Source organism: Pseudomonas fluorescens, assembly GCF_019212185.1.
In the GTDB taxonomy this organism is placed as follows: domain Bacteria; phylum Pseudomonadota; class Gammaproteobacteria; order Pseudomonadales; family Pseudomonadaceae; genus Aquipseudomonas.
Map to the genome: position 1 here is coordinate 491,646 of NZ_CP078138.1, position 13,006 is coordinate 504,651.

General features: G+C 58.1%; 9 protein-coding genes, 1 tRNA gene and 1 pseudogene. 2 read left to right on the forward strand and 9 right to left on the reverse strand.

What is annotated here, in order from left to right; genetic code table 11:
- Window position 1 precedes the first annotated feature (1 nt).
- From KW062_RS02110 to KW062_RS02130, 5 genes are all read right to left on the reverse strand, one after another.
- A complete protein-coding gene (locus tag KW062_RS02110; RefSeq protein ID WP_051550483.1) occupies window positions 2-1,519 on the reverse strand; it encodes an OmpA family protein in 1,518 nt (505 codons plus the stop codon).
- 450 nt (window positions 1,520-1,969) lie between these two features.
- On the reverse strand, window positions 1,970-4,381 hold the full coding sequence (locus tag KW062_RS02115; RefSeq protein WP_105754095.1) for a TonB-dependent siderophore receptor: 2,412 nt from the start codon (window positions 4,379-4,381) through the stop codon (window positions 1,970-1,972).
- Window positions 4,382-4,492: 111 nt separating this feature from the next.
- Complete coding sequence (locus tag KW062_RS02120; protein ID WP_105754094.1) at window positions 4,493-5,440, reverse strand: FecR domain-containing protein; 948 nt, start codon at window positions 5,438-5,440, stop codon at window positions 4,493-4,495.
- Window positions 5,440-5,940, reverse strand: a complete 501-nt coding sequence (locus KW062_RS02125; RefSeq protein WP_105754093.1) for a sigma-70 family RNA polymerase sigma factor — start codon at window positions 5,938-5,940, stop codon at window positions 5,440-5,442. Before KW062_RS02125 ends, KW062_RS02120 begins: the two co-directional genes overlap by 1 nt.
- 115 nt (window positions 5,941-6,055) lie before the next feature.
- The gene (locus tag KW062_RS02130) at window positions 6,056-6,925 is read right to left on the reverse strand and encodes a LysR family transcriptional regulator (protein ID WP_105754092.1); all 870 of its coding nucleotides are present in this window, start codon (window positions 6,923-6,925) and stop codon (window positions 6,056-6,058) included.
- A gap of 100 nt (window positions 6,926-7,025) precedes the next feature.
- On the opposite strand from KW062_RS02130, the gene KW062_RS02135 reads away from it, so the two are divergent.
- A complete protein-coding gene (locus KW062_RS02135) occupies window positions 7,026-7,934 on the forward strand; it encodes a DMT family transporter (RefSeq protein ID WP_105754091.1) in 909 nt (302 codons plus the stop codon).
- A 777-nt stretch (window positions 7,935-8,711) separates the two neighbouring features.
- On the opposite strand, the gene KW062_RS02140 is transcribed toward KW062_RS02135, so the two are convergent.
- The 3 genes and pseudogenes from KW062_RS02140 to KW062_RS02150 all read right to left on the reverse strand — a co-directional run.
- Window positions 8,712-9,389, reverse strand: coding sequence for a hypothetical protein (locus KW062_RS02140; RefSeq protein ID WP_105754090.1), 678 nt, complete (start codon window positions 9,387-9,389; stop codon window positions 8,712-8,714).
- A complete protein-coding gene (locus tag KW062_RS02145) occupies window positions 9,386-10,429 on the reverse strand; it encodes a hypothetical protein (protein WP_146118208.1) in 1,044 nt (347 codons plus the stop codon). The genes KW062_RS02140 and KW062_RS02145 overlap by 4 nt, the downstream gene beginning before the upstream one ends.
- A gap of 967 nt (window positions 10,430-11,396) precedes the next feature.
- Window positions 11,397-12,050, reverse strand: a pseudogene (locus KW062_RS02150) (tyrosine-type recombinase/integrase); the annotation flags it as partial.
- 78 nt (window positions 12,051-12,128) lie between these two features.
- Between KW062_RS02150 and KW062_RS02155 the strand changes: the two are divergent.
- The gene (locus KW062_RS02155; protein WP_105754087.1) at window positions 12,129-12,770 is read left to right on the forward strand and encodes a BRCT domain-containing protein; all 642 of its coding nucleotides are present in this window, start codon (window positions 12,129-12,131) and stop codon (window positions 12,768-12,770) included.
- 147 nt (window positions 12,771-12,917) lie between these two features.
- Here the strand turns inward: KW062_RS02155 and KW062_RS02160 are convergent.
- Window positions 12,918-12,993, reverse strand: a tRNA-Thr gene (locus KW062_RS02160).
- Window positions 12,994-13,006 lie beyond the last annotated feature (13 nt).

Here is a 13,006-nt window from a genome sequence, read left to right on the forward strand (position 1 = left end):
CTTAACGGCGCTTGGGCGTGAACTGAGCGACGTAAGCGTCACCCTGTTTCGGGTAAAAGATTTCACCGGCGACTGCGCTGCCGGCACGTTTGTCGAAGACGATGTCGATGCAACTCACCGGCGACTTCTGCTGATCGAGCGCGAACACCCGATACAGAATCTGGCTTTCGCCTTCGTAGGTGTTGGCGACCGAGGCGTAGCCCGGGCTCTGTTTTTTCTGAGCGCTGGCGTAGTCGGTGATGAATTGCAGCTTCGGCGCCTGGGCCACCTTGGCCCCGTCACGCAGCACTGCGACCGGACCAACCGCCACCGAATGGCCGTTGACCGCAGTGGCCCACGGCTTGCCGTTGAGGCCGGGGAAGAACTCGTTGGTGGCAAATTCCTGCAGCGGCTTGTCGTCCGCCAGGCTCTTCACCTGGCCCTCGATGCGCGGCAGGTCGGCGACGCAGGAGCTGAGCGGTGCCGCTGCGTTGGCACTGGCAATCAGGGCGAAGGGCGAGCTTTTCGGGGTGATGCCCATGGCCAGCAGCGAACGGGTATCGGTGACCGCGTGGCCGCCGAAATCGACACCGCCCTTGCCGCTCAACGGCACGGTCGGCGAGCTGTCGACCACTACCGGTGCTGGCACTTCAGGGGCCGGAGTTTTGCTGGCGGGCTTGCTGGCCACCGCCGCAGGTTTGCTTACCGGTTTGGCGGCAGCAGGCTTGGTCGCCGCAGCCGGTGCAGTGCCGTGGGCGAGGTACTTGGCGTTGCTGCGTTCGCTGCGCACGCGCTCGACCAGCAACTGCTCGTTCTCGACTTCGACAAACTCCACTCGACGGTTCGCTGCGCGTCCCTGTTCGGAGGTGTTATCGGCCAGTGGGCGGGAAGCGCCGGCGCCCTGGTAGTAGATGTCCTGACGCGGGATGCCGGCATCGGCGAGGATTCCGCCTACAGCACGGGCGCGCTGTTCCGAGAGTTGCTGGTTGAATTCTGCGGCGCCGGTGGCATCGGTATGACCGACCACCAGGACCTTTTTCGCCACCTGGCCCTTGGCCGGTTGCTTGTCGGTGAGCGCGGCGGCCAGCAGCGTCAGTTGCCGACGACCTGCCGGGGTCAATTGCGCCGAGCCCACCGCAAACATCTCGGAGGATTGCACCTGGGCTTCCACACCCACTGGCTGCACGCTCGGCGCGGCGCTCGGGGTCGCGGCGACGTTGGCCTTGATCTCGTTGACCTGCATCACCAGGCCTTCCTGCTTGGCCACGGCCTGCAGCTTCTTCACTCGATCCTGATACAGCAGGGCCACGCCGCAACCAGCACCGGCACCCACGGTCGCGCCCGCAACCATGGCCTTGCCGTCACCTTTGGTCAGCGCCACGACGGCCACGCCCAGCACCGCTCCCACTGCACCGCCGGCCAGACAGGCGCTGGTCCCGGAAGACTGGCCCAGGTAGCCGTCGACCTGCGCGCAACCCCCCAGGCCCATCGCCACGGCCACGGCAAGTGCCGTCGGCTTCACTATTGTTTTCACACGCATGCCAATGTCCTTTTCCCCATTCCTTAACCCGCCATCAGACGGGGATGCTTGCCAGCCCAGCCGTTGAATTTCCAATGCCCAAAACCCGCCCACGGCAAATCGCAGGCGAGCAAAAGCCCGAACTGCGTGCATTACGCCGGACTCTGGACGGACGAGTGATGTCATGACCCAGGCAAAAGCCCATGAAAGGAAATATCCGTATAAGTGCCAGCCATAAAAGGCCGGGACGTCCATGTTTGCAGCGACTGCTCAGAAGGCAGCAAATCTAGCACAACATCGCGTCAGCAATTCGATCGAGGGTGATGGGCACATGATAGTGCCAAATGGCAGAATAGTGGCAATGTGATATGCGGAAAAACGGTAAATGTGACTTTTGACAGCTCGTATTGGCCATCAAGGGGAGAAGAACGGAGCCGCAGTGAGTGATTCACTGCGGCTCCGGCAGGGCCGTCAGAAGTCCCAGCGGGTGGTGACCATCACGTTGCGCGGGTCGCCGTAGTAGGCCGAGTCATAGAAGCCGATATTGGTGAAGTAGACCTTGTCGAACAGGTTGTTGACGTTGAGGGTCGCCGACAGGTTTTCCGTGAGTTGGTAACGTGCCATCAAATCCACCAGCCAGTAAGGGTCCTGGGTGAATTTCTCGTAGTCGCGTTTGCCGGCGTTGTACACGGTTTGCCAGCCCGCACTCTGCCAGCGTGCGCCACCGCCGACGGTGAGTTTGTCCAGATTGCCCTTGAGCTTGTAGCTGGTATAGAAGCTCAACTGGTCTTCCGGCTCCCAGGTGGCGACTTTGTCATCGTCAGCATTGCGGCTGATTTTGTGGGTGTAGCCGGCCTGCAATTGCCAGCCCGGGCTGAGCTCTCCGGAAACTTCCGCCTCGTAGCCCTTGGTCTTGGTCCGGGTGCCGATGTAGGAGTAATCCGCGCCGGGGGTTGAGTTGAAAACGGTGTCGGCGATCGGACGGTTTTCTTCGTGCACTTCGAAATAGGCGAGGCTGGAGTTAAGGCGGCCATCGAAGAACTCACCCTTGATGCCCACTTCGTAGTTCTTGCCTTCGTTGGGTTCGAGCATCTTGTTGGTGCGGTCGCGGTATTGGGTTTGCGGCTGGAAGATTTCGGTGTAACTGGTGTAGGCCGTGAAGTTGTCGTTGAGGTCGTACGTCAGGCCGGCATAGGGCACCACCTTGCCGCTTTCCTGGGTGTCGCTGGTACCGGTGACTTGGTAGTTGGCGATTCGCGAGCCGAGCATCAGGTGCAGTTCATCCATCAGGCTGAAGCGACCGGTGATGTAAGTACCGGTCTGGCGAGTGGTCTCGTTACTGATTCTGGTCGGCTGATTCCACAGGGGTTCAATGGCTTCGCCGTGCCATTGGTAGAAGTCGTAGGAATTGTCGAAGTAGGTGGCGTTGGAGTAGTCCTTGGCTTTCCACTTGGAAATCGACAACGACTGGCCGACCACCATTTCATGCTCCCGGCCCAGCCACTCGAACGGGCCGGACGCGTAGACGTCCAGGCTGTCGCTGGTGGTCTCGCCCGTGTATTTGCGGGCGAAGATCGAACTGGCGGTCATGCTGTCCTGGGAGATGAAACCCAAGGGCGCGTCGTAGCCGTTGATCTGATGGTTGTACTGGCCCTTGGTGACCCAGCCGTTGTCAAAGCTGTGCTCCAGCGTCGTGAACAGGGTGCGGCTGTATTGCTCCCAACTGCTCCATTTCGGCCCATTGTTGAAGGCGCGGGGCAGATCCAGTTTGTTGCCGGCCGGGTCGAAGATAGTGCGGGTACCGGTCCAGCTGGAACCTTGTGGATCGCTGTCCTGATAGTCGGCACCGAGGGTCAGCAGGGTCTCGGGCGTCAGGTCGACTTCAAGAATGCCGTAGTAGACGTCGGTCTTGCGCGAGTAGTGATCAAGGAACGACTTCTTATCCTGATAGGCCGCCACGGCCCGGCCGCGTACGTTGCCGGTTTCGGTCAGCGGGCCGCTGACATCAACTTGCGTGCGGTAGTTATCCCAGGAGCCGGCACCCAGTTCGAGACTGCCGTGAAAGTCGGACGTCGGTTTCTTGCGAATCAGGTTGATGGTGCCACCCGGGCCGCCGGCGCCGGTGAGCAGGCCGGTGGCGCCCTTGAGCACTTCGACGCGGTCGTACAGGGCCATGTCGGTCAGGGTCTGGCCGGCCGAGTACTGGGCGTCGCGAAGAGTCGGGATGCCATCGTACTGAAAGTTGACGATGGAAAAACCACGGGAATAGTAGTTGGTCCGTTCCGTGTCGTAGGTCGACACGGTGATGCCCGGCGTATGGCGCATCACGTCATCGATGGCGGTGAGACTGAAGTCATCCATGACCTGGCGGGTCACTACGGAAATCGATTGCGGGGTTTCCCGTGGCGTCAGCACCAGGCGCGTCGCGGTGGCGATGGTGCCCGGGGTGTAAGAGCCGGTGCCTTCGGTGACGGTCCCTAACTGGTTGGCGACGACCTCGGTGGACCCCAGCTCCAGCGCGGCCTGGCTGTTGTTCGCCACCAGCACGTAACCGCCATTGCTCTGGCGTTCGGCGTGCAGCCCGCTGTGGGCCAGCAAGCGCGCCAGGCCCTCTTCGGTGTCATACGAGCCGCTGAGCCCGTCGGTGTTCAGGTGGCGGGCCTGCTCGGTGTCGAACGACAGCGTGACCCCCGCCTGTAGCGCGAACTGCGTCAATGCACTGCCCAGCGGACCGGCGGCGATCTGGTACGCGGTCTGGTTTTGCGCCAAGGCAGGGCTGGGTACGAGCGCCAGGCCTGTCAGGCTGGCCAGGGTCAGGCCAACGATTGCCAGACGCACGGCGCGCGTCATCGAAATCCTGGCGTTGAGGGAAAGCGGGGGCATTAGGTGATCCTTCCGTTGTGCTGGCAGAAAGTCGCTGTGATCGCGGCTTGTGTCATTGACGGATGAGAATAGAAATCAGCAAGGTTGCCGCTGAAAAAACTGCAAATGGGCTCATGCCGGTTCGATACTGGCCCAGAAGCGGGTCAGATAATTCACCTTCACCGGCAGGGATTTACTCAGGTTCTCCAGCACCGTTTCGGTGTCATCGAGGCGAAACGTCCCGGAAATGCGCAAGTCTCGGACCGCCGCGGCACAGCGCAGTACGCCCGGGCGATAACGTTCCAGTTCCTCGGCAAAGTCGCCCAGGCGCCAGTCGTTCACGCTCAGCATGCCCTTAACCCAAGCCGTCGAGCCGGAGGGTAGGGGTTGAATCCTCGCCACTGCGTCGCGATCGAAATCGACCTGCTGCCCGGCTCCAAGGCGCAAACGCTGCTCGACCTGTCGACTCGGGCAGACCTCAACGGCATCCTGCAGCACACCGACCCTGGTGTGCCCGGGCAGTTGTCTGACGCTGAATCGGGTGCCAAGCGCTCGTACGCTGCCTTCGGCGGTTTGCACGATGAAAGGGCGCTGAGCGGGATCCTTGGCGGTCTGCAGCAGAATTTCGCCCTGCTGCAACTGAATCAGCCGCTGGGTGGCGTCGAAGCGAATATCCAACGCGGTGTCGACATTCAGTTGCAGTTGCGAGCCGTCTTCCAGGTGCATCGAGCGCCGCTCCCGCCTGCCGGTGCGTTGATCGGCGAGCATCGCGCGGTAGGGCACCTGCTCCACGGCCAGCCAACCACTGCCACCCACGGCCAGCAACAGGCCGAGAATTTTCAGCACCTCGCGGCGTTGCGCCTGCGCGGCGCCCAGGCTGGACAGGGCGGCCTGGCGAGGCACCCGGGCGAACTGACGTTGCAGCGCCTCGACCCTTGCCCAGGCCGCCGCGTGTGCCGGGCTCGCGTGCAGCCAGGTCTGCCAGGCCAGGGTGCGAGCCTCGTTGGACGTGCCATCGTTGAGTTGCACATACCAACTGGCGGCGGCTTCCAGGGTCTTGAAATCCGGGGCGGCGGGCATCAGGGCTCGACCAGCAGCAGGCAGCGGGTCATGGCGCGGATCAAATGATTCTTCACGGTGGTGACCGACACCCCGAAACGCTCGGCGGCAGCCACATAGCTCAAGCCTTCGAGCTGGACGGCGAGGAAAATCTCCCGGGTCCTGCTGCCTAATTCATCGAGCAGGCTATCGATCATCACCAGCATCTCGATGATCGACAGCCTGACTTCCGGTGACACCTCCACCGGCTCGGGCCGTTGTGCCAACGCGTACAGATAGGCTTGTTCGATGGTGCGGCGGCGCGATCTGTCGATCAACAGCGAGCGCGCAATCGCACTCAGGTAACCCCGTGGCTCGCGGATCGGCGCGGCATTGCGCGCGGTCATGACCCGAATAAAGGTGTCCTGGGCCAGATCCGAAGCATCCGCCGCATTTCCCAAGCGCACGCGCAACCAGCCTTTGAGCCAACTGTTGTGGTCGCTGTACAACTGCTGCAGGGCTGAATGATCGAGCGCCGACATGGGGGAGCCACCAATGCGTAAATGGTAATCGCTCGCATTGTCGTGATAGCAGGGATTTTATGCAAGGGGCGGCGCTACCCTCGGTGAGTGCCGCCAATCCTCAGTTGTTGACTCATCAGGGCGTTTCGAACTCAGCCTGCAGCAATGCCACAAAGGCCTCCCGCGCCGGATGGCGTGCCGCGTGTGCATGGGAATAGAACAGGTTGTCGATGCATGTCAGGTCGTCGAACTCGTAGCCCAGCCAACCTGCGTTGTCGCGGTACTGCTCGTAGATCCCACGTGGTACCAGGGCCACGCCGGCCCCGGCGCTGACGCAGCCGACGATGGTCCCGTAGCTGGCGATGCTGACGATCTTCTGCGTCAGCTCATGGCGCAACAACCACTGCTCCAGCGCCAGGCGGTAGGGGCAACCCGGGGGCCACATGAACAGGTCCTTGCCATGCAGATCCGCGGCGGTTTGCAAAGGTCCATGGGATTGGGCGGCGATCAGGATCAAGTCCTCGCGATACATCAGCGTGCGCTTGAGCCCGGGGCGCTCCACGTCGACAGCCACTATCGCGCCATCCAGCCGGTGATGCTGAACATCGTCGAGCAACTGCGACCAGGTGCCGGTACTCAGCTCCAGCGACACCTTCGGATAGAGCGCGTGGTATTTGGCCAGCAAGGGCGGCAGGCGCCCTGATGCACTGGACTCAATCGCGCCAATGCGCAGCGGACCGCTCGGCTCGTGGGTCGGGGATACAGCACGCTGCGCTTCCACCGCCAGATTGAGAATGCGCGAAGCGTAATCAAGGAATACCTCTCCAGCGGGCGTAATCCGCAGCCCTCGGCCATCACGGAAAAACAACGCGGTGCCGAGTTCGCGCTCGAGAGACTTGATGCGTGCCGTGACATTCGACGGCACGCAGTGCAGCAACTCGGCGGCGCGAGCAATGCTGCCGATATCGGCCACCGTCTTGAACATGCGCAGTTGGGACAGTTCCATCGATCACCCAAAGTGAATTCTCGTAGCAGTTTAAGTCACTTGTAGTGATGCATGAGGGTTTTGATACTTCCTGTGGGTTTTACATATCAGGGGAGTTGTCATGCAGTGCAGTTTGTTCACCATCAAACCCGGTCTGAAAATCAGCATGGCAACGGTCTTTGTCATCCTGTGCTGGGCCTATTCGCCGATCGGCATCCGCATCGGATTGCAAGGCTACGAGCCGGGCCAGTTGGCTTTGATGCGATTCATCATCGCCTCGGTATTCATGGCAGTTGTTGCCGCCGTGATGGGTATTTCCCTGCCGCGCTTGAAGGATCTACCACTGCTGATGCTGCTCGGTTTCTTCGCCGTCAGCCTGCACCACATTGCGCTCAACTTCGGCCAACGTAACGTCAGCGCCGGCGCCGCCAGTGTCCTGGCGCAATCGACACCGCTGTTCAGCACACTGCTGGCGCACTTCGTGTTCAAGGATCGGGTCAACACCTGGCAATGGCTCTGCCTGCTCTGCGGCCTGTTCGGCGCCGCAGTGGTCATCAGTGGCGATCGAGGCATCGGCCAACTGGACGCCCACGGCCTGCTGATCCTGCTGGCCGCGCTGTCATGGAGCCTGTACTTCGCCCTGCAGAAACACCACTGCCACCGCTACGACCCACTGACCATGGTCTGCTACACCATCTGGTCCGGCACCGCGTTGCTGCTGGTCTACGCGCCAGGCCTGTGGCACCAGGCGCAAAATACCCCCATCCCGGTTAACCTCGCCGTCCTCACCCTCGGCATCTTCCCCAGCGCCCTGGCGTACCTGGCCTGGGCCTACGTGCTCAAACACAGCGTGGTCAGCCGGGCGTCGATGGCGCTGTACTTGATACCGCCGACGGCTATGGGGCTGGCTTCGGTGGTGCTGGCGGAGCGGTCTTCGATGATGGTGGTTGTGGGGGGAGTGATAGTGTTGGGGAGTGTGGTGGGGGTTAGGTTGGAGCCGTTGAAGGAAGCTGCTTTGGAGAAGGTTTGAGGGCGTTGGGAGCAGTCTATTGTGGACGGCGCTTCTCGGGCTCGAACTGAGGCTGGCGATCTGTCGGTTAGCAGATAGACAGGTGGATTCAATCAATGATCCGCTTCATCTTCATCCTCCCGTTATCGAATGACCTTACCCCTGGCTTTATCCTTAAAAACGGATGGTATCCATAGAATTTTGGCGGAATCCGACAAGCCCAAAAACGAAAAAACCCGCCAGAAGGCGGGTTTTTCGGGGGGGCCAGAGATTTTGAAAGCCTTCTCTGGAACCTTGTATGGTGCCGGCACCAGACGAACGGTATGTTTCGGCGGGGCTAGGTTTTTCGGGCGTCTGGAGTTCGTTGGAAAACTCGGCGTCCCCCAATTAGTAACTACAAATGGATCAGCTAGTTATGGCGTTCAATGGAATCGAACCCGATCCGAGATCGGTTTCAAAAATTCTGACTATCGAGGCTTCTGAAGCTATCGTCGGCTTTGCTGATTCACCAGTCCTGTTCAAGCCGCGCGATCTTCAACTCCCCGTATGGTGCTAAGGCTTATGATGTGATTCATAGCTAAAGTTCAACGCTAGGGGCTCGACCCAGTCGCTGTTGAATATATTCGCAGAGGCCCTCGCCGCTACCGGCTATAGATATTCTAGGCGAACAATGATTTTTGGTCTGTACTGGCATTAGCTGATGTCGGCGAGTCGCCGGCTGGAGATATGCTTATTTGCTTCATGTGACGGAAGCTAATGGTCCCAACAAAAAAGGCCCTACGTTGTAGGGCCTTTTAGTTACAGTGCGGCAAGCTGTCTGACCAAGTTAGGCATATAGCTTATCCGCGCGGGCTGATCTTTAAGTCCAAGCAATGGATAAATTTCACCACCGATTCCCGGCAATACTTCTCCAGTCTTAGATTTTTCTTGATCCACAGCTAGCACTAAAAATTCAAATTTGTCAGCGATCTCGGACGGGAATTCATCACGTAGCGCAGCTTCTGATTTTGAATGCATTACTGGAGATACAATAAAAATCTTAACCGGGTCAATATGTTCGATCAGCTCAAGAATGTTTGTTCTGACTACGCAGCTTCCAGAGATAACTGATTTGGCAATTACCAATACGTTGGCTGCTTCATAACCGGGCTCAAGAAATTTATGCACCACGGGAGCAACACTGCCACCTGGGACCGAGTAATGGTTGTTCCAGAAAACGGCTGCTTTGATCGAGTGGCTTTCCTTCAAACAGTCATATATGCCTTTCGTCAGAAAGTCAGCATCCTCAGCTGTGGACGCGAGTAAGCACTCATGATCGTTTGGAATTCTGCTATTGAGCAGTGTTCCTAAGATTCGACCCAAGGCTTCCATCGTAGCCGAGTAAACCGATGGGTTATCCGTCGAGGACAGAAGGCGTTGCAACGCGGCCTTCGCATCTCCTTCAGCTAGGGCACTGTACCTTTCAACAATGCTCATTTACGGATTTCCCCCATAGACGGTTGGTCGTCAAGTCCTTCTGCTGCAACTGACATCAAAAAGAGGATGATATCACCCGGTGATTTCAGCTTTGCTAAATCATCCTGTGACGGAGCCACAACATCATGAGCGACTCGTGCCTGCATCCCATTGTAGCTGACGATAAAGGCGCCGCATTCTACAGACGCTGCCTGCATTTGAAAAGCAGCCAGTAGGTCCGACAGCCATCCAGGAATCTCAACTGGCGTCAGTGCCCCCATCATTGCTGGATCCTTTTCAACCAAAAAATTGGCGAATAGATCAGGACGGGAGTTGGCTTTTGCCCGACCCATCACATCTGCGACGACTCTTCCATTTTCGTTGTCTGCGCACCACTCTCCTAGCACCAATCTAAAGGCCGCGTCAACGTTTGACAAGCTTTGAGTGCCGCACAGGCCGTTTAGGGCTTCCCGCAAGGGTTGGTGCCCCATCAAGAGCTTCAACGATGATGTATGGTAGGGGAAATGTTCTGAGGCGCAGTAAGCCTTCATTTCTGTAGGAATCTTGGCATCGTTGGCTGCGGCTTTTTCTTCGCTGCTTACTAGAAGAACCTGAGTAGATACGTGGCTGAGGTGCAATTCCTGATCGATTCTGTACTGCATCTCGAACCGATTGCGCATTTCCTCGTCCCAGCTCGCGGGAGCACCGTCAGAATTTTTTGCCTGGTAGTTTGTCTTGGAACCCACAGAGAGCTGTCTTACGCATAGATCATCAACGAACGCTACCTCCTGGCAGGCAACATGGAAGTCCGTCAGTTGGCCGGCGGGCATGGACGATGCGAGAAAACAAATCTTGCTTGCGGCGTAGAAATTTTCGAAATCGGATCCTTTCTTGTTGCTGTTGCCGCCTGTGCCGATTCGTACAAGTTTTGTTGCGTGATCAGTGCCGAATCGTTCCTTTACAAAATCAACCACATCCATGCCGCTTCCCCCAGAGATCGATGCATTGCACTTGTTGGTTCTGGCGGCATTATCAATAGATCTACCGCATTCGTCGAGCATGCCTGCATCAGTATTTTCGAAAGTTTGAAACGATCTTTGTTTCGTGTGAGAGGGGGCAATAAGACACCGCTCTCAACCAAACTGTTAAAGCTTTCCCCACGTCATCCCGCCAAGAATGTTGAGTGTTATCAGGGATCAAGGCCCCTGCGACCTGTGAGGGGTGTCCACTAACGCGGGACTGGCGGCTCTTTACGACCGGGAGCTTGGGCATCTCATGATCTGGCCTCCTGAGCACTTCCAAAGAAGTGGGCGGGTGGGGGCTGCGCTGGCTGACGAGACCAATGCCGCGAGATCCTGAGTCGGGTAAAGGCAGTGATGCGATGACCGGGGCGTGCCTGACTGTCAGTCAGGTGCAGTCCATTCCGTGGGCTGCGGCACCATCATCTGCATCGCTGTTGCTGGTGACTTCGGTGTTTGTCACGCCGATTGTCACGAGGGGGAATGCCGCAAAGCCTTGTACGAGTTGGGCTGCAGCAGCGGTAGGAGCGCCCGTCTCTTTCCGGGAGAAAGAGACGGGCGCAGGTTGGCGCACGGGAATGGCCAAGTGGATAGGTTGCTGCAGGGCAACTATGAAAGGGGATGAGTTGCCGCAGTGGGCACACTGGTAAAAGTAGGCATCCATCACATCGCTGTGACCGTGCGAGCCACCGGACGCTCATCGCACTTTGGGAGAACCACCACGGTGTGGCGTAGCCTTAAAGGTTCTGGCTACCTAGGTTGCTGTCGACGACAGCGCTTTGCCCGATCTTTTCTACGCCTGTGGGTAATTCGGGTCAAGACTCCAATTTTCGGGAGTTCTGCGGCTGTGGATGAAATTATCCACCGGTGGAAATCAGTGGTTTTCCACAGACACTTGTGTGGGCTTTAGATTTTTTAAGTGAGGTCCATCCAAGCAGGGCGGCTTTGCAGCCCTGTTTGGATGGACCCGCGTGGACAAGCGGTTCACTGAGATATTAAGGCCGAGCGCTTACTCAGTTGCGCCACGTTTTGCTTTTAGGCGAGTGACGTTCGCTCCTGTCTGGTTCGCGAATTCGTGTGGAGTGACATGCTCCTGCCGGTTGGCCTCCAGGTACCGGCTCCACCAGTTCATGATCAGCCTGCGCTCCTCGATGAACTCGGCCTTGTGGATGTAAGCGGCGCGGACGTTGTTGCGCTCCTTGTGGCTCATCTGCCGCTCAATAGCTGTCTCCGACCACAATCCTGACTCGATCAGTGCGCTGCAGGCCATTGAACGAAACCCCTGCCCGCAGATATCGGTTTTGGTGTCGTTTCCCATTTTCCTAAGCGCGCTGTTCACTGTGTTTTCAGATATGGGCTTCCAAGGCTTGGCATCGCCTGCAAACACTAGGTCGAATTTGCCGGTGAGGGCATGGATCTGTTCAAGCAGGGCCACGGCTTGCGGCGATAAGGGTACAAAGTGGATGTTCCCGGCCATCTTAGTCCCCCTTGTTGAAAGGGGTACTCCGTCCAACGCTGGACGAGTATCAGGTATCTCCCAGGTGCCGCGCTTAAGGTCGAACTCGCTCCAGCGGGCGAAACGCAGTTCGCTGGATCGTACAAATACATGCAGCGATAGCATCACCGTCAGATGGGTAAGTGCGCGGCCTTTATAGGTGACGATCGGTGCTAGCTTTAATCCCAGCGTTTATCCGCTAATGCTTCGGTATCAAGGCAAGACTCACTTTAAGGAATCCCCGTAATGGACTTACACCTCGAATTCGAAAACAGTAAATTCTTCCACCGCTCCCGAATCGATCGACGCGCAGCCGATGCGTTGGTCGGGCTGGCCGCAGGTATAACGGCTGACGGTGTTGTGAACATCACGGAAGCGGTTTTTCTAAAGCAATGGTTGGAAAACAATCTCGCGCATCTGAACGATCCGGTGATCAATCTGCTGTATTCGCGTTTGGCCAGCATGCTTCAGGACAACGCTCTGGACATGGACGAGTCTCAGGAGCTGCTTAATATCCTGCGGGGCTTTTCTGGATTGAGCATTGAGCGACCGACAGTAGATGGCGCTGTCGTCGTTGCGCCGACAGACCTTCCTTTCAATTCGCCGATCCCTGATTTGGTATGGGACGGCCGGGTGTTTGTATTCACCGGGGTCATGGCCTTTGGGCCGCGCAAGGATTGTCAGGCGCTGGTTGAGGAGCGTGGTGGCTTGATTGGGGGCGGTGTGAGTAAGAAGGTGCATTACCTGGTGGTCGGTAGCGTCGGTAACGAGCAGTGGCGCCACAGTACTTATGGAACGAAGATCATGAAGGCAGTGGAGTTACGGGAGGCGGGGGCTTCGATTGCCATTGTGGGGGAGGATCATTGGCAAAAGATGCTGTTTGGTTGAGCTGGTTGGCTTGGGGGTGGATCTTCGCTGGAGTTGATGGCCTCTTCGCGAGCAGGCTCGCTCCTACAGGGGCCAGGGTGCAGTTCTGAAGGAAGGCATTCCAGAAACAACAAAGCCCTCGTATTTCTACGAGGGCTTTGTTTTGTATGGTGCCGGCACCAGGAGTCGAACCCGGGACCTACTGATTACAAGTCAGTTGCTCTACCAACTGAGCTATACCGGCGTGTTGGGCGACG